This is a genomic window from Williamsia sp. M5A3_1d (assembly GCF_053345315.1).
On sequence record NZ_JBKEZX010000002.1, the window covers coordinates 556,323 to 578,824 of the forward strand.

Consider the following 22,502-nt stretch of genomic DNA (forward strand, 5'->3'; position numbering starts at 1 on the left):
GTCAGATCCCTTCCATGGACTCCGCGAGCTCGTCGAGTCGAGCGGTGGGGCCGCCGACGAGCCGTGCGAGGTCTTTGACGATGGAGGCGTAGCGGTGCAGCGGGTAGGTGATGTCGACCCCGACACCGCCGTGCAGATGGGTCATGGTCCGCAGTGTCGACGGCATCTCCGCGGCCAGCCAGTACGCGGCGATCGACAGGTCGCGGTCGGCGTCGAGGCCCTCCGACATCCGCCAGACCGCGGAGGTGACGGCCAGGTTCATCGAGCGCCCGACGACGTAGATGTCGGCGAGCTGCTGGGTGACGGCCTGGAACGTCGCGATCGGTTTGCCGAACTGGACACGGTTGGTCACGTGGTCGGCCGTGATGCGCAGAGCGCCCGCGAGGACACCGTCGGCGTAGGCGGACAGTGCGAAGCGATGGGCGTCGCGGACCACCCGCGCATCTCGGGCCACCACGCGGTCGTCGGGTACGGCGACGTCGTCGAAACGCACGGTGTACTCGCCCCAGCCCGTCGACGACGGGGTCGCCGTCACCTCCACCCCGGGGGCGGCGGTGTCGACGAGTACCGCACCGGAGTCGGTGGTGACGAGCAGGGCCGCGCTGCCCTGTGCGTGCAGGACCGCGGTCTTGGTGCCGCGCAGGCGGCCGTCGGAGAGGGAAGTCTGCGGGGTGGTGGTGAGAGGCGAACCCGGCTCCGACACCCCCACCGCGATGTGGCCGCCGGAACCGACGATCTCCTCGATCACCGAGGCCGTGTCCGGATCGGTCGCGACCGCGGCGGCGACCACCGTCGGAAGGGTCGGGGTGACGGCGGCCGCAGCGCCCAGCGCGCGCAGCAGCGGGTGCAGGCCGATCAGGCCGACGTCGTCGCCGCCGTGGGCGGCAGGTAGGGCGAGCGCGAGCAGACCGGCCCGGTGCACCGACGCGTACAGATCGGTGTCGAATCCGCCCGGATCGGCGAAGTCGGCATCCCAGACCGGTGTGTGACGGCGCAGCAGGTCCGACACCACATCGCCCACCGCGGTCGCGGTGGCATCGACGGTGAAGTCCACGGGGCGAACACCTCATCTCCAACTAGAACCTGTTCTAGTTGTAGCAGAGATGGGCCCCGGACCACAGGGCGGCGACCGGCCGATCGTCGGGGGCGGTCACGACTCGCGACCGCCCCCGATCGCACCGAACACCCCCGGAGTGTTCGGGTGAGGGGTCAGACCGGTGACACGACGAGGGCCGAGGTGTAGCCGCCCATGCCGAGCGACGTCTTGAGGGTGAGACCCGGCTCGGCGCGGGTGAGACCGTCGAGCAGGTTCGGGATCGCCGCGTGCGACACCTGCGGGGTCGCCGGCACCTCACCGTGGGTGAACCCGAGCAGCGACGCCGCCAACTCGACCGCACCCGCCGCGGCCTGGCAGTGCCCGGCCAACGGCTTGACCGAGAACACCCCCGCGTCGGGCACACGCGTGGTCGCGATCGTCCCCTCGGCGGCATCGCACTGGGCGGTGCCGGGCCCGTGTGCGTTGAGGAAGGCGATGTCGTTGCCGGAGACACCTGCGTTCTCCAGCGCCTCATCGACGCACCCGAGGACGTGGGTCAGTTCCGGGTCGATCGAGGTCGGGTGGAAACCGTCGTGGGCCATGGCGCCGCCCAGGACGTCGGCGTATCCGTCGACATCACGCCGATTGGTCATCACGTACCCGACCGCGGCCTCGCCGAAGGTGAAGCCGCGGCTGCCCTCCTGGAAAGGGCGGCAGGCCGAGAGCGGCTCGTCGTCGGTGATCGCGACCCCGAGACGCATGAACATGTTGACGATCTCGGGCGTGGCCGAGAGGTCCGTGGCGACCACGACGACGTCGTCGACCATGTCGGCGTCGAGCCACATCTTCGCGGTGATCACCGCCGCCGACCCCGAGGTGCACATGGCCGACACGCTGATGGCGGGACCGTGGAACCCGTATTCACTCATCAGCAACGTGATGGGTGTCGACGGCGTGACGGCCACGTACTGCCTCGGGCTGAACGCACCGGGCGCGCACGAGAACATCGGGTGCATGGCGGTGTCGTTCATGACCGTCGCGTGGACCAGTCCGACGCGGCGGCCGGGCGTCCACCCGCGCGCCAGGGCGTCCTCGATCGCCTCGCGGGCCGCCCACCGCATCGCACGCGCGAAACGTGTGGCGCCGTCGGTGGGCTCGCCGCCGTCGGGTATCGCGACGATCCAGCCGGCCTCGTCGGGTGTCGAGCCGAATCCCGCGTGCAGGCCGGCCGCGGGCTTGCCTGACGCCAACCCCTCCCACAGGCGGTCGCGACCCCATCCGTAACCGGTCACCGCGCCGACACCGGACACACGAGAGTGCAGGTTCTTTGCCATGATGAACTCCTTGTCATTTGTCGCGATAAGCAGTCGCCTATCGTTAATCCGCCCAGGTCAGACGGCACTTCCCACGATCCCGTACTTTCGTCCCGGATGGCGAGTCCGGGAGATTTCACAGACCTCGCGGATGCACTTCCGCATCACCCGGCCCATGGGCTACCCATGTGCGAGACAATGGGCACCGTCGATTCGCGACGAGTCGGCCGCAGGCGAGGAATCGGGGTGGTCGTGTCGGTCGGGGGAACGTCGGACGGGGAGGTCCGCGGGGATGTCGTGGCCCCGGCTGCGGCCCCGATGACGCCGTCGGCGATCTCTCCGGTCGCCGAGCGGTACCGGCTGCTGCTCGAGCTCAGCCCGGATCCGATCGTGGTCCACCAGAACGGCCGCGTGGTCTACGTGAACTCCGCGGCGATGCGCTTCGCGCGCGTGGAGACCCGCGAGGAACTCCTGGGGTTGCCGATCACCGACTTCGTCCATCCCGACTCGTTGCCGCGGATGCTCGAACGCTTCACCGACATGGGCGACGAGCCGGGCGCGGCGACGATGCCCGAAGAGGTGTTGATGCGCAACGCCGGCGGGGAGACGCGGCCGATGGAGGTCACCTCCGTCCGCACCATCTGGGAGGACGCCCCCGCCTATCAGGTCATCCTGCGCGACGTCGCCGCGATCCGGGCGGCCGAGACCGCGCTGCGACACCAGGCCGCGCTCATCGACCACGTCAGCGACGCGGTGATCTCGGTCGACCGCGATCTGCACGTACGGTCGTGGAACCGCGGCGCGTCGCGGATGTACGGCCTCAGCGCGCTCGACGCGATCGGCCGCCCCCTGCGGACGGTCGTCGGCGCCGGCACCGATCCGAGCGCGATCGTCGCGATGGGCGGCGTGGTCGACGAGCTGCACCACCGCTACGACAACGGTCGGTCACTGCTCACGCGGGTGTCGGCGACGGCGATGGGCGACGGTTACCTGCTCGTCTGTGCGGCCACCCGCCGTCCGCTCATCGAGCGGCTCGGCGCGATCCTCATGTCCCTGCACCAGGCGGTCATCGTGGTGCGCGAGGGCGGCCGCATCGAGTTGGCCAATCCCGCCGCGGTGGCGATGCTCGAACTGCACCCGACCGCGGTGCCCGGAGTCGACATCGATTCGCTCGCACTGGATTTCCCCGACGACGTCGAGTCACCCATCACCGCGTGCCTGCGCACGGGGCTACCGGTGGCCGACCGCACCGCGAAACTCACCACGAGCGACGGCCGCCGGTGGCTGTCGTGCAGCGCCCGCATCATCGACGACGACGCCCACGGCGCGGCGGCACTGGTCTCCATCGTCGACATCACCGACCGGCACGAGCGGACCTCACAGCTGGCGTGGGAGGCCAACCACGACCACCTCACCGGCCTGCTCAACCGCGGCGGGGTGCTGCGCAGGCTCGCACGGGAACTCGACGGTCTGACCGACCCCGACGACCGCGTCGCGGTCTACTACCTGGACCTCGACAACTTCAAACTCGTCAACGACTCCCTCGGCCACTCCGTGGGCGACGAGGTGTTGCAGACCATCGCGCGCCGGCTCGACGCGATCACCCCCGCGGGCAGCGCGATCGGCCGGATCGGGGGCGACGAGTTCGTGATCGTGACCCCGTTGTCGGACGATTTCGCCGACCGCATCGACGCGCAGAGTCAGGCCGTGCACGCCGCGATGGTCTCGGCGATCGCGCTGGGCAGCCGCAGCGAACGTCTGACGCTGAGCATCGGCGTGGCCGTCGCAGGCATCGGCGACGGACGGTCGCCGACCGATCTGCTGCGTGACGCCGACATCGCGCTCTACCAGGCCAAGCTCGAATCCAGTTCGCGCACACCCTATGTGCACTTCCGGGTGGAGCATCGCGAGGACCTCCAACGCCGTCAGTCGATCGAGCAGGATCTCCGCGAGGCCCTGCACTCGGGGGCTCGCGGCCTGTTCATGGAATACCAGCCGATCGTGGCGACCGGTGATCAGCGGGTCGTCGCGGTGGAGGCGCTGCTGCGCTGGGATCACCCGACGCTGGGCCGGATCTCGCCGACGGAGTTCATCCCGATCGCCGAGATGACCGATCTCATCGATCTCATCGGCGACCACGTGGTGCGCACCGCCACAACGGAGTTCGCAGCCGCGCCGTGGACGTCGGAGCTGACCCTGTGCGTCAACATGTCCCGACGCGAGCTCACCGACCGTCGGTTGCTGTCGCGCCTCACCGAGGCGATCGCGGAGTCGGGTATGGCACCGGAGCGACTGTGCGTGGAGATCACCGAGAGCGCGCTCGCCGAGAGCGACGCGCGTGCACCGGCGACCCTCGCGGCCATCCGCGAACTCGGCATCCAGGTCGCCATCGACGACTTCGGCACCGGCGCATCGTCGTTGAACCAGCTCTACCGCCTGCCGATCAGCATCCTGAAGACCGCGAAGCCGTTCGTCGACGCGCTCGACGAGAGCGTCCAGGCCCGCGCGATCCTCTCGAGCATTGTCGCGATGGCGCACACCACGGGTATGCGGGTCGTCGCCGAGGGTGTGGAGACCTCGAGCCAGGCGTCGAAGGTGCGTGGCGTCGAGTGCGATTTCGCGCAGGGGTACTACTACGCGACACCCACGTCACTGGCCGCGATCAGGCCGCTCGTCGTCGCCGCCGGCCACGACGGTGTCGGGCCGGCCTGAGATCGTCCCGACACCAGGGTTTCTCAGCGGGGGAGGCCGAGGATCCGTTCAGCGGCCGCGGAGGCGAGCACCTGCGAGGTACCCCCCGCGATGGTGAGACATCGGTTGCGCAGATAGAGATCGGCGGCGTCGGACGCGGCGAGTCCGGCCTGACCGAGCGCGGTGACCGCGAACTCGGGAACCGCCTGCCGATGGCGCGCGCCGATCAGTTTGCGAACGCTGGAGATGGCGCCGGGATCCATGCCTGCGATGCTCGCCTGCACCGAGCGCGCGTCGAGCACGCGGCCGATCTGCGCGTCGACGCACAGGGCGCCGAGGGTGTCGCGGCCCACCGGTGAGAGCGGGTCGGCGTCGGCGAGCTGGTCGAGCAGCGATTCCATCTCCTTGCCCAGGCCCGAGCCGCCCATCGCGACGCGTTCGTTGGCCAGGGTGGTGCGCGCGAGCCGCCAGCCGCCGTTCACCTCCCCCACGAGGCAGTCGTCGGGCACGAACACGTCGTCGAGGAAGACCTCGTTGAACAGCGCGTTGCCGGTGATCTCCCGCAGCGGCCGCACATCGACGCCGGAGCTGCGCATGTCGACGAGGAAGTAGCTGATGCCCTTGTGTTTCGGTAGGTCGGCGTCGGTGCGGGCGAGGCAGATGGCCCAGTCTGCGGTGTGGGCCTCCGAGGTCCAGATCTTCTGACCCTGCAGCCGCCACCCGCCGTCGGTGCGGGTGGCGCGGGTGCGCAGCGACGCGAGGTCGGATCCCGCCTCGGGTTCGGAGAACAGCTGACACCACACGATGTCGCCGGCGAGGGTCGGTGCGACGAACCGGCTCCGCTGCGCGTCGGTGCCGTGCTCGAGGATCGTGGGGATCGCCCAGCCGGCGATGACGATGTCGGGACGCACGACCCCGGCGCGTTCGAGTTCGTCGTCGAGGAGGATCTGTTCGGCGGCGCCGGCACCGAGGCCGTACGGGGCGGGCCAGTGCGGCATGAGGTAGCCGGTCTCGGCGAGGGCCCGACGGGTGTCTGCCGACGCGGCGATGCGCTCACAGGTCGCGCGTACCTCGGTCCGTCGGTCCTCGACGGCCGAGAGATCGATGTCGACCCGCCTGCGGACCCCGGCCAGCGCCGCGTCGGCGCAGTGGGCCCGCCACGGTTCGGTGCCGCCCAGCATGGTCCGGATCGACAGGGCCGCACGGAGATAGAGGTGCGCCGGGTGGTCGAAGGTGAACCCGATGCCGCCGAGCACCTGGATGCAGTCCTGTGTCGTCGCCACCGGAAGGTCGGCGGCCGCTGCGGCGGCGACCGCGGTGGACAGCGCCAGTTGGTCCCCGTCCCCGTGTGCCCCGTCGGCGACGGCGTGGGCGACATCCCAGGCGGCGGCGGTCATCTGCTCGCTGCGGCAGAGCATCTCGGCGCACAGGTGTTTGACGGCCTGGAACGACCCGATCGGGGCGCCGAACTGGGTGCGGACCTTCGCGTACGCGACGGCGGTGTCGAGCGCCCAGCGCGTGATGCCCGAGGCCTGGGCGGCGAGTCCGGCGACGAGGCGTGCCGCGACGAGCTCGGAGCGGGTGTCGATCACGGCGGCCGCGGCGACCCCGCGCAGCGACAGTGACGCCACCCCGGCCCGGCCGTCGAGCGCGGTGGCGGTCTTGAGGTCGGCACCGGGTGAGCTCAGTTCGACGACCAGCCACCGACGCCGCTCGCCGCTACTGTCGCTGTCGCTGTCGGCCGCGAGCAGGACCAGACCGTTGTCGATCGCACCGACGACGGTGATCCCGTCGGCGTCGACCAGCGTGCCATCGGGAGATTCGCGGATGCTCGCGCCGACGTCCGCGCCGGGGGCGACCCCCGCCGGTGCGAGGGCGACAGCGCGCGCACCGGTGAGCAGCGTGGCTCCGAGTTCGGACCCGGCGAGCAGGTGGGCGGTCACCGCGGTCGCGACCAGCGGACCGGGCACGAGATCGTGTCCGCTCTGTTCGAGCATCACGGCGAGGTCGACGGCCGAGGCGCCGAGTCCGTCGTGCTGCTCGGGCACCGTGACCGCGAACAGTCCCAGGTCGGCGACCTGCGACCACACCTCGGTCCACGTGTCCGTGCCGCCGCGGGGGTCGGTGTGGTCGATGTCGGTGCGGACCAGGCCGACGGTGTCGACGTGCTGCGCCAATTGGTGGACGGCGTCGATGAACGACGCGTGTTCGCTGCTGTCGGCAATCGCCATGGATCCGCCCTCATCTATCTCACCGATCACGAAACTAGAACGTGTTCTAATCATGCCAGGCGCCCGGCCTGGCCGGAAGCCGGGGAGGACGTCGTGTGGTGGGAACGGTGCGGCAAGTCGTCGACTTCGGCGGCCGCGGCATATCGTTGATCCATTCGAGAACCGGTTCGTGCGCCGCGAGGCGTGCGAAGTGAGGATGTGACCCATGGCCACGCCGGCGACACCGGGCGGATACGCGCCCACGACCGACAGCCCACCTGCGCAGAACCCACCGGGTGAGAGTGCCGCGGACTCCCGTCGGCCTGCCGCCGCGCAGCAGAGCGGCGCCGACACCGACCTCGGTTCCACCGCGCAGCGCGAACGACGGCGCCGCATCCTCGACTCCACCCTCGCGCTGGCCTCGAAGGGCGGTTACGACGCCGTGCAGATGCGCGCGGTGGCCGACCGCGCCGACGTCGCCGTCGGGACGCTCTACCGGTACTTCCCTTCCAAGGTCCACCTGCTGGTCACCGCCCTCGCGCGGGAACTCGAACGCGTGGAGGGCAGGGCCGACCGCAGCAAACTGCAGGGCGACACCGCGCTCGAGCGTCTCCGCCACGTCCTGGACCTCATCACCCTCGCGATGCAGCGCGATCCTCTGCTCACCGAGGCCATGACCCGCGCGTTCATGTTCGCCGACGCCTCGGCGGCCGCCGAGGTCGACGCCGTCGCCGCGGTGATCGACCGATTGCTCGCCAACGCGATGGTGACCGGCACGCCGACCGACGAAGACCTCAAGATCGCGCGCGTCATCTCCGACGTGTGGATGTCGAACCTGGTGCAGTGGCTGACGCGGCGTGCCACGGCGACCGACGTCACGAACCGCCTCGAGCTGACGATCGAACTCCTGCTGGCCGGGCGCGAGTCGCGCCCGTGACCGTCGCGGCCATCGCCCTGCCGCGATTGGCGCACATCGGCTCCGGCGCCCTCGACCGCCTCGGGTCGGTGGTCACGACCCTCGGGGTGCGTCGCCCGGTGGTCGTCACCGACGAGTTCATGGTCACCGCGGGCGTCGCACAGCGGGTGCTCGACCTCCTCACCGACGCCGGGGTCACCCCGACCCTGTTCGACGGCACCGTGCCCGACCCCACGACCGCATCGCTGGGTCCGGGGCTCGAGGCGGTGCGCGCGGCCGACGCCGACGCCGTCATCGGGCTGGGCGGCGGTTCCCCCATGGACACCGCGAAGGCCCTGTCGGTGCTGTTCGCGAACGGCGGATCCATGGGCGACTACCGGGCGCCCGGTCCCTACACCGGTCCGGCCCTGCCGATCATCGCGATCCCGACCACCGCCGGATCAGGCTCGGAGGCAACACAGTTCACGGTGATCACCGACAGCGACACCGACGAGAAGATGCTGTGCCCGGGGTTGTCGTTCCTGCCGATCGCCACCATCGTCGATGTCGACCTCACGATGTCGATGCCGGCGCGCCTGTCCGCCGACACCGGCGTCGACGCGCTGACACATGCCATCGAGGCCTACGTCAGCCGCAAGGCCAACCCGTTCAGCGACGGTCTCGCGCTCGCCGCGATGCGCACCGTCGCCGGGGCCCTGCGTCGGGTGTACGCCGACGGCTTCGACCGTGAGGCCCGTGCGGCGATGATGGTCGCCTCCACCCAGGCGGGGATGGCGTTCTCGAACTCCTCGGTCGCCCTGGTGCACGGCATGAGTCGCCCCATCGGTGGCCACTTCCATGTCGCGCACGGGTTGTCGAACGCGATGTTGCTGCCCGCGGTCACGCGGTTCTCGGTCGACGCGGCCCTCGAGCGCTACGCCGACTGCGCCCGCGCCATGCGCGTGGTCGCCGACACCGCCGACGACCGGACCGCCGCCCATTCGCTGGTCGACGAGCTCACGCAACTGTGCGCCGATGTCGAGGTCCCCACCCCCGCGATCTACGGCATCGACGCCGATGACTGGGCGGCGCACCTGCCGGTGATGGCGTCGCAGGCCCTCGCCTCGGGATCACCGGCGAACAACCCGCGCATCCCCGACGCCGACGAGATCGTCGAGATCTACCGCGGGATCTATCAGTAGGTAGTTTCACCCTCATCAGACCGGCTCGGGTCACCTACCGTCTCCGCTATGAGAGACGAGTTCAGCTTCTACCCGCCCCCACCGATGCCACCCGGGCCGGGATCGTCGACGGTGTATCCGTACCGCACCCCGCAGCGTCCGTCGCGTACCGCCGACGTGATCGTCACCTCGCTGCTGCTCGCCCTCTACTGGGGTGGTTTCGCATTCGTCGCGTTCTTCAGCCTGTTCGGGATGATGATCACCGACTCGTGCGGGGTGAACGACTGCAACTACGGGAACATGAACCTCGCCTACATCCTGCTCGACGGGGTCGGCGGGATCGTGCTGCTCGCCGCGTCGATCGCAGCGATCGTGCTGATGGCGCGCCGCCGCATCGCCTTCTGGGTGCCGCTGGCCGGCATCGCGATCCAGTGCCTGTTGGTGGCGGTGTGGTTCGGGCTCATGGGCACCGTCGTGCCGTGATCGACGCGAGTGGTTCAGCGCACCATGCGTAACGCGATGCGCGCGTAGGCGACACCGAGGTCGACGGGGTCGCGATAGGCCCCCGACGGGAACCACCGGCACACGTCGACGCACAGCGAGGAGATCGCCAGCACCATCCCGTCGACGTCGTCGATGTCGAAATCGCCTGCTGCGCGGCCCGCTTCGGCGATCGCCGCGATCACGCCCATCGTCTCCCGGCGGATCGCCACGATCTCGCGGTAGTGGGCGGGGGTGAGGGCACCGAGTTCGTACTGGACCACACGGGCGAGGCTCGAGAACTCGGCCTGCCACCGCGCGAAGGCCGCGACGACGGCCTCGAGTCGAACCGCCGGCGTCGCCGCGGGGTCGTCGGCGGCACGCATCGCGGCCAGCACACTGCGGTGACCCTCCAGCGCGATGTCGAACAGCAACTCCTCCTTGGAGTCGAAGTGCGGGTACATCGCGGTCGCACTCATGTTGAGTCGCCGGGTGATCTCGCGGGTGGAGGTGCCGGCGTACCCCGACTCGGCGAAGGCGTCGATCGCGGCGCGACGAATACGATCGGCGGCCCCGGCCCGCCCGGTGGTGATGCTCATGAACCTTCTCGACTCGTGACGTGTGACGGGTGTCGACCATTGACGATCCGCGCACCCGGGGAGCATCATAAGCGGGCGCTCATTTATTAGCGAGCGCTCATATCGAGGAGATCTTCATGGCCGACCCGTTGTCCCGTCGCGACATCGACTTCCTGCTCCACGAGTGGCTCGACGTCACCGCGCTCACCGAGCGCGAGCGTTTCTCCGAGCACTCCCGTGACACCTTCGACGACGTGCTGTCGCTGAGCGCCGACATGGCGATCGAGCTGTTCGCGACGCACAACAAGAAGGGCGACCAGAACGAGCCGTACGTCGGCGAGGACGGCAAGGTCGTCCTGATCGACGAGGTGCGCACCGCGCTGGCCGAGTTCACCAAGTCGGGTCTCATCGCGGGATCGTTCGACGAGTCCGTCGGCGGACTGCAGCTGCCGTCGGTGGTGAGCAAAGCGTCGCTGGCGTGGTTCCAGGCCGCGAACCCGTCGTCGTCGACGTATCCCTTCCTCACCATCGGCAACGCGAATCTCCTCGCCGAGTACGGCACACCCGAGCAGATCGACACCTGGGTACGTCCGATGGTGGAGGGCCGCTTCTACGGCACGATGTGCCTGTCGGAGCCACAGGCCGGCTCGACGCTCGCCGACATCACCACCAAGGCGATCCCCGCCGACGACGGCAGCTACCGCCTCACCGGCACGAAGATGTGGATCAGCGCGGGCGAACACGAACTGAGCGAGAACATCGTCCACCTGGTGCTGGCGAAGACCCCCGGAGCGCCCGCGGGCGTCAAGGGCATCTCGCTGTTCATCGCGCCGAAGTACCTCGCCGACGGCACCCGTAACGACATCGCGCTGGTGAGCCTCAACCACAAGATGGGCAACCGCGGAACCACGAACTGCCTGCTGAACTTCGGTGACGGCACCCACTCCCCCGCACCCGAGAAGGGTGCGGTTGCCTATCTCGTGGGCGAGGAGCACCACGGGTTGATGTACATGTTCCACATGATGAACGAGGCCCGTATCGGGGTCGGATTCCTCGCCACGGCGATCGGATACGCCGGATACCTCGCATCGTTGGAGTACGCGAAGGTGCGCACCCAGGGACGGCCGCTGGACAACAAGGACCCGTCGTCGCCGGCGATCCCCATCATCGACCACGCCGACGTGCGCCGCATGCTGTTGGCGCAGAAGTCCTACGTCGAAGGCGCTCTCGCCCTGGGGCTCTACGCCTCCAAGCTCGTCGACGAGGAGCAGACGACCGACGGCGAGGCGAGCGAGAACGCGCACACGCTGCTCGAGGTGCTCACCCCGATCGTGAAGAGCTGGCCGTCGCAGTGGTGCCTGGAGGCGAACAGCCTCGCGATCCAGGTCCTCGGAGGCTACGGCTACACCAAGGAGTTCGACGTCGAGCAGTACTACCGCGACAACCGCCTCAACCCGATCCACGAGGGCGCCCACGGGATCCACGGCCTCGACCTGCTTGGGCGCAAGGTCGTGATGAACGGCGGCAAGGGTTTACAACTCCTCGTCGGGACCATCACCGAGACCGCCGTGCGTGGGACGGCCGCGGGTGGACCGGTCGCCGAGTACGCGACGCTGCTCAAGGCCGCGGCCGACCGCCTCGCCGAGGTGACCGTCGCGCTGTGGTCGGCCGGGGACGTGTCGGTGTCACTGGCGAACTCCACGGTGTACCTCGAGGCCGCCGGCCACGTGGTGATCAGCTGGATCTGGCTCGAGCAGCTGCTCGCGGTCGGTGACTCCACCGGCGACTTCTACGACGGCAAACGGGCTGCGGCACAGTACTTCTTCCGCTACGAACTCCCCAAGACCGGACCGCAGTTCGACCTCCTCGCATCCCTCGACCGCACCACCCTCGACCTGGAACCCGCCTGGCTGTAGTGCCGAGGCGGATCAGATGCCGGACGCGGTGGGCGCGACGGGAGCACCGAAAGCGGCCAGCGAGGTCTCCCGCCATGCGCGCCACACACGCAGTCGTTCCGCGTAGTCGCGTTCGATCCCCTCGAGCGCCCGCCCGAGGATGATCCGCGACGGCGGATCGTCGGCGTCGACGACCTCGAGGATCGCCGCGCGAGTTGCCGCGGGGTCACCGAGTTGCCATGCGCTGCGGTCGATTCGATCGCGGAGGTCGTCGTATGCGCCGAGGTGGGGACTCCGGCCGAGTCCACTGCCGGCGAACGACGTCGCATACGGACCCGGCTCGACACAGGTGACACGGACACCGAAGTCCGCCACCTCCTGCCGAAGCGACTGCGCTAGACCCTCGACGGCCCATTTCGCGGCGTGGTAGGCCCCGAACTCCGGGAAGGCGGTGACGCCGCCCTCGCTCGTCACCTGCAGGATGTGCCCACGTCCCTGCGCGCGCAGGACGGGCAGCACCGCCTGCGTGACCCACAGGGTCCCAAGGACATTCGTGTCGAGGACGGCCCTGATCTCGTCCTCGTCGAGTTCCTCGATCATCCCGACGTGGCCGAACCCCGCGTTGTTGACCACGACGTCGAGCCGACCGAAATGCCGCGCCGCGACGTCGATCACCGCGAAGACCCGGTCGCGGTCCGTCACGTCGAGGCGCTGGACGAACAGGGCCTCCCCGTAGCGGTCGACCAGGTCGTCGAGCCGGTCCACCGATCGCGCGGTGGCGACCACCCGGTCGCCGCGGTCGAGTGCCGCTTCGGTCCATTGCCGCCCGAATCCGCTCGATGCGCCCGTGATGAACCAGACCTTCGATTCGTGTGCCGTCATGGTGTCCCCTCTTCTCGTCCGATGTGCACCTCCCACCCTGCCCCTGATGTGCTCTGATCTGTAGTGATGGTTCGGCGCGCGAGCCATGCTGGTTGCTCATGGCAGGATCACGGTGTGGACGACGTGACGTTGATCGGGCTCAGAGTGCTCCGACAGGTGGCGGCGACAGGGTCGTTCTCCGGTGCCGCGCTGGAGCTCGACTACACCCAGTCGGCGGTGTCGCGTCAGATGCGCGTGCTCGAGGCCGCTGTCGGCGAGCCGCTGTTCGACCGCGGACGGCGTGGCGTCACGCCGACGCCTGCCGGACGGATCGTCCTGGCGACGGCGGGTCGCGTCGTCGCCGAACTCGAGGCAGCCGACAACCAGCTCGCGGGTCGTCGAGACCGCCTCGCGGGGCGCGTGGCGATCGGAGCCTTCCCGACCGCGTGCGCCGTGCTGATCCCGCGATCCGTCGTCGCACTGACGCGAGCGCACCCCGGCGTCGAGGTCGTCGTCGACGAGGCCTCCACCCCCGTGTTGCTTCGTCGACTGCGCGCGAAGCGGCTGGACGTGGCGGTCGTCGGCGCCGGGACAGACGAGACGGACATCGGCGATCTGGTGTCGCTTGCTCTCCCGATCGTCGGACTGTGCGTGGCGATCCCGGTCGGTCACCGTCTCGCGCAGCGTGCCGAGATCACGGTCGACGACCTCGCCGACGAGTCGTGGATCGTCGGCGCAGGGTCACCGGGTGAACCACAGTTCGGACCGTGGCCCGGAGCACGTGACCCGCGCATCGTGCAGAGTGCCCGGAACTGGTCGACACGACTGGGCATGGTCGCGGCGGGGCTCGGCCTCAGCGTGTTGCCCGGGACCCTGGCCGCCGCCCTTCCCCCGGGTGTCACGGCGGCACGAGTCGCCGATCAGCCCGACACCGGGCGGGGCAGTCTAATCCTCACCAGGCCGGGCGGAGACCCGCGGACCGTGTCGGCCGTGCGGGCGATACGCGAAGAGGCATCGTTGCTTCGGGACCAGCTCACCTGAGCGGGCCGTGACCCCAGGGCCGGAACCCACCTGACCACACACCTAGCCGGGCATCCCTCCGCCGACACGACGAAGGGTCGCGACCATCTGGTCGCCGACCGCGGGCGCGACCGCACCGGCCATGCCCTGCGGGAGGGCGATCACGAACATCACCGAACCGGGTTGCCCGGAAACGGTGGTCGCCACCATGCTGTGCAACGCGGTGGGGCCCTGGCAGGGCGTCGTCTCGATACCGGTGACTGACGCGACCACCTGGACCGCGTCGGCTCCGCCGACTCTGAAACGCCTGGGCGCACTCAGTTGCACGCGGGGAACGCGGCCGGAATCGGAGGTGTAGATGTCGGCCACCAATGCCGACTCGTCTCGCACCGCCTGCACGATGTCGCTGGTGTCGGACGCTCCGGGGAGACCGGCGTCGGCCAACGTGCTCTTCGGGCACGCCGGGGACTCGAGGGTCGCGGCGCCGCTCATGGTGCGGATCGGACAGACCCCGAAGGGTCCGTCGGCGCACTTCTTCTCCCAGCCGATGACCGTGCCGCAGGACTGCACGGTCCAGGTGGGCGGGACGTCGTAGGCGAGGCCGCGCTTGCCGGTCACCGTTTTCCACCCGGCCGGAGTGGCGGGACCGGCCGACGGCGTCGGACACTGATCGCTGTCACCGGAGTCCGGTGACGACGGTTCGGCAGAGGACGGCGGCGCCTCGTCCGATTCACCGGGCTCAGCCTCGGCCGCCGTCGACGACGTCGATGCAGTGGCCGCGACCGTGGACGGATCCTCGCCCGGACCGAACTGCTGGTATGCCACCACACCCACGGCAGCGATGACGGCGACCAGTACCGCCAGCACCACGGTGAGGATGAGCAGTGAACGACCGCTGCCACCGCCCGGTGGGGGCGGTGGCAGCGGTGGGCGGCCAAAGGGCGCACCCGAATTCGGCTCGTGACTCGAAAAACTCACCGGTTCGACCTCTCGCTCGCGCTTGACGTCCGTACGGTATCAAGCGTGAGCGAAGGGGTTCGACTCAGTTGGTGCCGGCGATCTCCTTCGCGATCGACGCGAGCTGCGTCTGCGCGGCCGAGACGACGCCCTGGCGATCCTTGTGGGCCTCTTCGTAGTCGATGACGAGGCGGATGTCGGACGGCTTGTCGAGTTCCTTGATCGCCGACACGGCCGAGCCGACCGTCAGGTCGTCGTAGCCGTCGATGGGCAGGTCGTCGGCGGTGATGGTGCCGGTGGCGACACGCGCGGAGTGGATGGTCTCGGCGATACCGGTGGCTCCGGTCTCGCGGGCCGCTTCTTCGGCCGCCTCGAGTGCGGCGTCGCGTCCTGCGGTGAGGGTCACCGCGACGGTCTCGGTGGTCTCCTTCGCCGCCTCCCGCAGGCCGTCGGTGGTCTCCTTCGCCGCGGACCGCAGGTTACCGATCCGCTGGGGGACGCGGGTCACGGTGTCGATGACGCGGTCGGCGCCACGGGCGATGACGGTGCCGGGCAACGTGACGGCTGTGGCGAGAACACCACTGGCCCACTGGGTCGGCGTGCGACGCAGGGCGGCCGGGCCGCCGATGGCCTCCTCGGCGAGAACGGTGGTGAGCCAGTCGACGGTCGCGGAGTGCGCGTCGATGAGGGTGTCGGCGAGTTCGACGACCGAGGGGATGTCGTGGGCGACGCCCAGCGCCTTCACGTACTTCGCGCGGCCGAGCAGCTGCTGCTCGAGTGCGAGGTCACCGAGCAGGGCCTCGTCGAGGGGTTGCGCCTGCTCGAGGACGGTCTTGCCCAGTGCGACACCGCGTCCGACGAGGGGACGGGTGATCTCCGGGATGCCACCGAGCTCACGGAGGACCTTCTCGATCGCGATCGCGCGGACGCGACCGTTCTCGGCGTTCTCGCGGAGCTCGTCGGCAACGGCCTCGGTGCGGGCCTGGATCACTCGGGTCTGTGCGATCTGGATCTCGGTGTGGGTCAGCGTGAGAAGGACGCTGAGCTGCGAACGAATCGGCGTGGTCGAGGCTGCCATGTGAAGTCTCTCCTTGGAATCGTCGTCTACCTGTCGAAGCGTTCAACGACTCCACCCCACCTCGGCTATCCGACCTGGCCGAAAGTGTGGTCAAGAACACGAAGCGGGGCGCACCCTCTCGGATGCGCCCCGCTCGTGTCAGTACGTGACCGCGGTCAGTCGGCGGCCTTGGTGAGCTCCACCGGCGACTCGGGGAGTTCGACCGGCTTCTTCTCACCCTTGAAGGTGAACTTCACGCCGTCTCCGTCGCCCTCGCCGTCCCAGTTGTCGATGTCGACCAGGACGATCTGCCCGGGGGTGATCTCGTTGAAGAGGATCTTCTCCGAGAGCTGGTCCTCGATCTCGCGCTGGATGGTGCGACGCAGCGGCCGCGCACCCAACACCGGATCGAAACCGCGCTTGGACAGCAGGCTCTTGGCCTTGTCGGTCACCTCGAGCGCCATGTCCTTGTTCTTCAGCGCACCCTCGACGCGGTTGAGCATGAGGTCGACCATCGTGATGATCTCCTCCTGGGTGAGCTGGTGGAACACGACGATGTCGTCGATGCGGTTGAGGAACTCGGGGCGGAAGTGTTTCTTCAGCTCGTCGTTGACCTTCTGCTTCATCCGCTCGTAGTTCGAGCCGGTTCCGTCGCCGGAGGAGAAGCCGAGGCCCACGGCCTTGGAGATGTCGGCGGTACCGAGGTTCGAGGTGAAGATCAGCACGGTGTTCTTGAAGTCGACCGTACGACCCTGACCGTCGGTGAGACGCCCGTCCTCCAACACCTGCAGCAGCGTGTTGTAGATCTCCGAGTGGGCCTTCTCGATCTCGTCGAACAGCACCACCGAGAACGGCTTGCGGCGGACCTTCTCGGTCAGCTGGCCGCCCTCTTCGTACCCGACGTAGCCGGGAGGGGCACCGAACAGACGCGACGCGGTGAAGCGGTCGTGGAACTCACCCATGTCGATCTGGATGAGTGCGTCGTCCTCGCCGAACAGGAAGTTCGCCAGCGCCTTCGAGAGCTCGGTCTTACCGACACCGGACGGGCCGGCGAAGATGAACGAGCCCGACGGACGCTTGGGGTCCTTCAGACCGGCGCGGGTACGACGGATCGCCTTCGACACGGCCTTGACCGCCTCGACCTGGCCGATGATCCGCTTGTGCAGCTCGTCCTCCATGCGGAGCAGACGGGTGGTCTCCTCCTCGGTGAGCTTGAACACGGGGATGCCGGTCCAGTTGCCCAGCACCTCGGCGATCTGCTCGTCGTCGACCTCGGCCACGACGTCCATGTCACCGCTGCGCCACTGCTTCTCACGCTCGGCGCGCTCGGTGACGAGCTGCTTCTCCTTGTCGCGCAGGTTCGCGGCCTTCTCGAAGTCCTGGGCGTCGATCGCCGATTCCTTCTCCTTGCGCGCGTTGGCGATCTTGTCGTCGAACTCGCGGAGGTCCGGCGGCGCGGTCATCCGACGGATGCGCATCCGCGCGCCCGCCTCGTCGATGAGGTCGATCGCCTTGTCGGGCAGGAAGCGGTCGTTGATGTAGCGGTCGGCCAGGGTGGCCGCGGCCACCAGCGCACCGTCGGTGATCGAGACGCGGTGGTGGCTCTCGTACCGGTCGCGCAGACCCTTGAGGATCTCGATGGTGTGCTCCACCGAGGGCTCGCCGACCTGGACCGGCTGGAAACGACGCTCGAGGGCGGCGTCCTTCTCGATGTACTTGCGGTACTCGTCGAGCGTGGTGGCACCGATGGTCTGCAGCTCGCCTCGGGCCAGCTTCGGCTTGAGGATCGAGGCGGCGTCGATCGCACCCTCGGCGGCACCTGCACCGACGAGCGTGTGCAGCTCGTCGATGAACAGGATGATGTCGCCGCGGGTGTTGATCTCCTTGAGCACCTTCTTCAGGCGCTCCTCGAAGTCACCGCGGTAACGGCTGCCGGCGACCAGCGAACCGAGGTCGAGGGTGTACAGCTGCTTGTCCTTGAGCGTCTCGGGGACGTTGCCGGACACGATCGCCTGAGCGAGACCCTCGACGACGGCGGTCTTGCCGACGCCGGGCTCACCGATGAGGACCGGGTTGTTCTTGGTGCGTCGCGACAGCACCTGCATGACCCGCTCGATCTCCTTCTCGCGCCCGATGACCGGGTCGAGCTTGGCGTCGGCGGCCGCCGCGGTGAGGTTGCGACCGAACTGGTCGAGGACCAGCGACGTCGACGGGGTACCCGACTCGGAGCTGCGTCCGCCGGTACCGGCCTCCTGCGGCTCCTTGCCCTGGTAGCCCGAGAGCAGCTGGATGACCTGCTGGCGGACGCGGTTCAGGTCGGCGCCGAGCTTCACCAGGACCTGGGCGGCGACGCCCTCGCCCTCGCGGATCAGGCCGAGCAGGATGTGCTCGGTGCCGATGTAGTTGTGGCCGAGCTGCAGCGCCTCGCGCAGCGAGAGCTCGAGCACCTTCTTGGCGCGCGGCGTGAACGGGATGTGGCCCGACGGCGCCTGCTGCCCCTGGCCGATGATCTCCTCGACCTGGCTGCGCACACCCTCGAGCGAGATGCCGAGCGACTCCAGCGACTTGGCCGCCACGCCCTCGCCCTCGTGGATCAGCCCGAGCAGGATGTGCTCGGTGCCGATGTAGTTGTGGTTGAGCATCCGCGCCTCTTCTTGGGCGAGGACGACAACCCTGCGAGCGCGATCGGTGAACCGTTCGAACATTGTTCTCCCTTACGTACCTCGGCCGACCAGGTGTGATGCGGATACAACTCACCCGTCGGAAGCCTTGTCACCACTGTAGTGGGCGCCTGTCTGTGCCACCGGAGATGTGTCGCCGAGGGTGTGTACAGCCCCTCGGCGGAAGTGGTGTCCTCTGCGTCAACGCTGCAGGTGAGGCCGGTGTTTCGGTGTGCGATACGCCGACAGCGAACTAGCCCTTCACCGACCCGATTCGGTGTCGTAGCGCTCGCGTGCGGCCATCACCGTCGGCACCGCCCCCTCGACCTGCTCGACCAGCGATCGCACCGACACCGACACCGCTCGCCCCAGTTCGGTCAGCGAGTACTCGACGCGCGGCGGGATGCTCTGCAGCACCGTGCGCGTGACGAACCCGTCGCGCTCCAGGGTCTGCAGCGTCTGCGACAGCATCCGCTCACTGACCCCGTCGACGCGACGGCGCAGGGCGTTGAAGCGGTAGTCGCCCTCGCTCAGGGCCAGCAGTGCGAGAAGGCCCCAGCGGCCCGTGAGGTTCTGCAGGACGTCACGCGAACCACAGTTGCGCGCGAACACGTCGGCCTCGAGCGAGGCGTCGGGGATCTCGGGCGCTGACATGTCCGAGAGCATACCCCCGTCGAGGGTGCGCATGCTGCGGTGTTTGCACTGCACGAATAGTTAGTGCTATCACTGGAGTCATCGCCGGGGCTGTCCGGCGGTCCCACCACAGTCGGAGAAGACGCCATGACCACATATGCGGTGACCGGGGCGACCGGTCAGCTCGGATCGTTGTCCATCGAAGCTCTCATCGAGCGGGGTGTCGCGACCGGCGACATCGTCGCGGTGGTGCGCGACGCGGCGAAGGCCACGCCGTTGGCCGACCGCGGAGTCACCGTCCGTGTCGCCGACTACTCCGATCGCGACGCGCTCACGGCGGCGTTCGCCGGGGTCGACCGGCTGCTGTTCATCTCGGGGTCCGAGGTGGGGTCGCGGGTGTCGCAGCACACCGCTGTCATCGAGGCCGCCGTGTCCGCGAGGGTCGGTCTTGTCGCGTACACGAGCGTTCTCCACGCGGAGTCGAGCGGGCTGTTGCTGGCGGAGGAGCACGTCGCCACCGAGAAGGTCCTCGCCGACAGCGGTCTCGACCACATCTTGCTGCGCAACGGCTGGTACTCGGAGAACTACACCGCATCGCTGCAACCCACCCTCGACGGCGGCGTCCTCTACGGGGCGGCGGGCGACGGCAAGGTCGCACCGGCGACACGTGCCGACTACGCGGGCGCGAGTGCCGCCGCTCTGATCGCCGGCGAACCGCGGGTGTACGAGCTCGCGGGCTCCGAGCACCTCACCTACACCGACATCGCCGCGGTGCTGGCCGAGGTGTCGGGCAAGGCCGTTCGGTACCAGGATCTCCCGGAGGCGGATTACGCCGCCGCACTCGCCTCGGCCGGTGTGCCCGAGCCGATGCCCGCGGTCCTCGCCGACTCCGACGCCGGCATCGCGCGCGGCGATCTCGACACCACCTCGACCGATCTCGCCGACCTCCTGGGCCGCCCGAGCACCCCGTTCGCCGAGGTGATCCGAGCCGCACTGGGGTGACCTCATCGGCGTCGTGGGACGGGTACGCTCCGAATCGGACATTCGAGCGGCGAGCGGGCGGAGGTGACATGACGTCGAGCACCATCCCCGAGCGCGACCGGTGGAACTACAACACGCACTACTACCGGCTCACTGATCCGCCGGCATTGGGCGCCGCGCAGACCGCGCTCGATGTCGGTTGCGGCGAGGGGATGCTCGCCCGCCGGCTACGACGCCACGTCCCGCACGTCACCGGTCTCGATCCCGACTCGGCGAGCATCGAGGCGGCGCGGCAAGAGTCCGACGACATCGCCTACATCTGCGGGGATCTTTTCGAGCACCCCTTCGAGCCCGAATCATTCGATGCGGTGGCGTCTTTCGCAGCCCTGCACCACATGGATGCCGAGAGGGGGCTGATGCGTCTCGCCGAGCTGGTGCGACCCGGCGGGACCCTGGTGGTGGTGAGTTGCGCACGGAGCGAGTTCCCTCGCGATCTCCTCATGGAGGGGATCTCCTTCGTGACCGCGCACATCCAGATTCGCCGTCACACCATGTGGGATCACGAGAGCCCGGTGGTGTGGCCGCCACCGGTCAGCTACCGCGAGATGCGGAAGATGTCGGCAGAACTGTTGCCCGGCTCGCGATTTCGACGCCACCTTCTCTTTCGGTACTCGATCGTGTGGCGCAAACCCGGCGGCGTGATCTAGGCGGCGTCGAGCAGTGCCCGGAGCTGTCGTTCGATGACGCTCACCGGTTCATCGTGGTGGCCCGGTGGTGCCGGCGCTCTGGAGGCATGGCTGTGCCCGGTGGGTGTGGTGATGGTCGCGGTGTGTCTCGCGATGTCGGTGCCGTCGCTGGTGATGACCCGCCACCGTGGGTTTTGTTTGGCTCGGTTGTGGGCCAGGCACATGCCGCCGCCGTTGGCTGCTGAGGTGACGCCACCATCGGCGTGAGGGTCGGCGTGGTCGTATTCGGCGATCGGGGCATCGCAGTACGGGATCCAGCACGTCTGGTCGCGCAGGTCGAAGAACGTCTTCAATCCGGTCGGGAAGAGACGCGCGGTGGACTCCATCGCCGTCAACGCACCCGATGTGGGGGTCGCGTAGACCTTTCGCAGCGTGGACCGGGTCTCGGCATCCAGAGCGGAATTCACCATCGCTCGGGCCGCCTCAGCGGGGATGGGTCCGTAGCCGATGACATGCGCGGCCGCGGTGCTGTCCCCGAGGAGTACCTCGTCGGAGAGGACGAGGTTCACCGCCACGGGTAGTGCATCCGCGGTCGCGGCGCCGGTGACCCGCTCGACCAGGGTGTCGGCCATGACCTGAGCATGCGTCCGGTCATCACCACCGACGGTCGCGTCAGCATGTTTCTTCAGCGAGGCGTACACCGAGATCCCCGACGTGAGCGGCAGCAACGCGGACAGCCGCACCATCCCGTCGGGGGCGGGACGAGTCGACACTCGGCGGTCGGACTTCGCCAGTGCGTGGCGGTCGACGACAGCCTGTGGGTCGAGTTCGTAGGCCAGACGCTTCACCTCGGCATCGAGCGCGCGGTCACCCACTCCCTCCAACTTTGAGGTGTCGGCGCAGATACGTTGGTCGATCTCACCCCGGTCGCGTGGGGTGAGGTGCGCGGTCTCTCGTACCAGGATCGTCGCCCGCCACTCCGTCAACACACCGGCCGCCAACGCGGCACGGGTGTGGGGCATCTCGCGCATCAACGCCCGCGCGAACCCGAGATACCGACCACCCGAGGAACCCGACGCCTTGCGGGCCAACGCGACCTCAGAGGCCAACCCGCGGCCCTGTCGACTCTTCGGTACACCCGCGGCGGTCTCGGCCTCGACACGGAGTTCTTCGAGCCGAATTGTCTCGACTGCCTGCGCCGCAGCGCATCCCGCCTTGATCGCTTCGAGAACCGCGATCCGATCAACCGCCGCGGATTCGGAATCAGCAGTGTCGTGATCGCCGAGAGACGACAGAAACGACTGCAGCGCAACCACTGTCGCATCTACCACCCCGTCGATCATGTGTTCGATACTACCTGCGCCCACC

18 protein-coding genes are annotated in these 22,502 nt (G+C 68.8%); 8 read left to right on the plus strand and 10 right to left on the minus strand.

The annotated features are described in order from the left end of the window. Position 1: 1 nt before the first annotated feature. Positions 2-1,054, minus strand: coding sequence for an acyl-CoA dehydrogenase family protein (locus ACLBW1_RS10165; RefSeq protein WP_447811710.1), 1,053 nt, complete (start codon positions 1,052-1,054; stop codon positions 2-4). Between the two features lie 155 nt (positions 1,055-1,209). After that, positions 1,210-2,370: a beta-ketoacyl synthase N-terminal-like domain-containing protein gene (locus tag ACLBW1_RS10170; RefSeq protein ID WP_447811711.1), complete on the minus strand. Its 1,161-nt coding sequence runs from the start codon at positions 2,368-2,370 to the stop codon at positions 1,210-1,212. A gap of 276 nt (positions 2,371-2,646) precedes the next feature. Here ACLBW1_RS10170 and ACLBW1_RS10175 point away from each other — a divergent pair, with 276 nt between their 5' ends. Next, entirely contained in the window at positions 2,647-5,061 is a 2,415-nt protein-coding gene (locus tag ACLBW1_RS10175) for a sensor domain-containing protein (protein ID WP_447811712.1), read from the plus strand. Between the two features lie 23 nt (positions 5,062-5,084). Here the strand turns inward: ACLBW1_RS10175 and ACLBW1_RS10180 are convergent, their stop codons facing one another. Continuing rightward, positions 5,085-7,271 carry an acyl-CoA dehydrogenase gene (locus ACLBW1_RS10180; protein WP_447811713.1) on the minus strand — a complete coding sequence of 729 codons (2,187 nt, stop codon included), beginning with the start codon at positions 7,269-7,271 and terminating at the stop codon, positions 5,085-5,087. 205 nt (positions 7,272-7,476) lie between these two features. Between ACLBW1_RS10180 and kstR the strand changes: the two genes are divergently transcribed. Genes kstR through ACLBW1_RS10195 form a run of 3 tightly spaced genes read left to right on the plus strand, consistent with a single transcriptional unit; the run spans position 7,477 to position 9,809 of the window. Continuing rightward, complete coding sequence (gene kstR, locus ACLBW1_RS10185; RefSeq protein WP_447811714.1) at positions 7,477-8,187, plus strand: cholesterol catabolism transcriptional regulator KstR; 711 nt, start codon at positions 7,477-7,479, stop codon at positions 8,185-8,187. Then, positions 8,184-9,347 (plus strand): iron-containing alcohol dehydrogenase, encoded by a 1,164-nt coding sequence (locus ACLBW1_RS10190; protein WP_447811715.1) that lies wholly within the window; start codon positions 8,184-8,186, stop codon positions 9,345-9,347. Before kstR ends, ACLBW1_RS10190 begins: the two co-directional genes overlap by 4 nt. 48 nt (positions 9,348-9,395) lie before the next feature. Continuing rightward, on the plus strand, positions 9,396-9,809 hold the full coding sequence (locus ACLBW1_RS10195) for a hypothetical protein (protein ID WP_447811716.1): 414 nt from the start codon (positions 9,396-9,398) through the stop codon (positions 9,807-9,809). A 14-nt stretch (positions 9,810-9,823) separates the two neighbouring features. On the opposite strand, the gene ACLBW1_RS10200 is transcribed toward ACLBW1_RS10195, so the two are convergent. Beyond that, entirely contained in the window at positions 9,824-10,405 is a 582-nt protein-coding gene (locus ACLBW1_RS10200; RefSeq protein ID WP_447811717.1) for a TetR/AcrR family transcriptional regulator, read from the minus strand. A 116-nt stretch (positions 10,406-10,521) separates the two neighbouring features. Here ACLBW1_RS10200 and ACLBW1_RS10205 point away from each other — a divergent pair, with 116 nt between their 5' ends. Continuing rightward, the gene (locus ACLBW1_RS10205) at positions 10,522-12,300 is read left to right on the plus strand and encodes an acyl-CoA dehydrogenase (RefSeq protein WP_447811718.1); all 1,779 of its coding nucleotides are present in this window, start codon (positions 10,522-10,524) and stop codon (positions 12,298-12,300) included. 12 nt (positions 12,301-12,312) lie between these two features. On the opposite strand, the gene ACLBW1_RS10210 is transcribed toward ACLBW1_RS10205, so the two are convergent. Further along, entirely contained in the window at positions 12,313-13,161 is an 849-nt protein-coding gene (locus tag ACLBW1_RS10210; RefSeq protein ID WP_447811719.1) for an SDR family NAD(P)-dependent oxidoreductase, read from the minus strand. A 114-nt stretch (positions 13,162-13,275) separates the two neighbouring features. Between ACLBW1_RS10210 and ACLBW1_RS10215 the strand changes: the two genes are divergently transcribed. After that, on the plus strand, positions 13,276-14,181 hold the full coding sequence (locus ACLBW1_RS10215; protein WP_447811720.1) for a LysR family transcriptional regulator: 906 nt from the start codon (positions 13,276-13,278) through the stop codon (positions 14,179-14,181). Between the two features lie 42 nt (positions 14,182-14,223). On the opposite strand, the gene ACLBW1_RS10220 is transcribed toward ACLBW1_RS10215, so the two are convergent. The 4 genes from ACLBW1_RS10220 to ACLBW1_RS10235 form a co-directional block, all read right to left on the minus strand. Then, positions 14,224-15,138 (minus strand): hypothetical protein, encoded by a 915-nt coding sequence (locus ACLBW1_RS10220; protein WP_447811721.1) that lies wholly within the window; start codon positions 15,136-15,138, stop codon positions 14,224-14,226. Between the two features lie 64 nt (positions 15,139-15,202). Beyond that, entirely contained in the window at positions 15,203-16,195 is a 993-nt protein-coding gene (locus ACLBW1_RS10225; protein ID WP_447811722.1) for a ferritin-like domain-containing protein, read from the minus strand. Between the two features lie 155 nt (positions 16,196-16,350). Continuing rightward, positions 16,351-18,879, minus strand: a complete 2,529-nt coding sequence (locus ACLBW1_RS10230; protein ID WP_447811723.1) for an ATP-dependent Clp protease ATP-binding subunit — start codon at positions 18,877-18,879, stop codon at positions 16,351-16,353. A gap of 216 nt (positions 18,880-19,095) precedes the next feature. Then, positions 19,096-19,488 (minus strand): winged helix-turn-helix transcriptional regulator, encoded by a 393-nt coding sequence (locus ACLBW1_RS10235; protein WP_447811724.1) that lies wholly within the window; start codon positions 19,486-19,488, stop codon positions 19,096-19,098. 126 nt (positions 19,489-19,614) lie between these two features. On the opposite strand from ACLBW1_RS10235, the gene ACLBW1_RS10240 reads away from it, so the two are divergent. Beyond that, the gene (locus ACLBW1_RS10240; protein ID WP_447811725.1) at positions 19,615-20,469 is read left to right on the plus strand and encodes an SDR family oxidoreductase; all 855 of its coding nucleotides are present in this window, start codon (positions 19,615-19,617) and stop codon (positions 20,467-20,469) included. Between the two features lie 68 nt (positions 20,470-20,537). After that, positions 20,538-21,155 (plus strand): class I SAM-dependent methyltransferase, encoded by a 618-nt coding sequence (locus ACLBW1_RS10245; RefSeq protein ID WP_447811726.1) that lies wholly within the window; start codon positions 20,538-20,540, stop codon positions 21,153-21,155. Here the strand turns inward: ACLBW1_RS10245 and ACLBW1_RS10250 are convergent. Continuing rightward, positions 21,152-22,477 carry a DUF222 domain-containing protein gene (locus ACLBW1_RS10250; protein WP_447811727.1) on the minus strand — a complete coding sequence of 442 codons (1,326 nt, stop codon included), beginning with the start codon at positions 22,475-22,477 and terminating at the stop codon, positions 21,152-21,154. The two genes, ACLBW1_RS10245 and ACLBW1_RS10250, sit on opposite strands and share 4 nt — an antisense overlap. Positions 22,478-22,502: the final 25 nt, after the last annotated feature.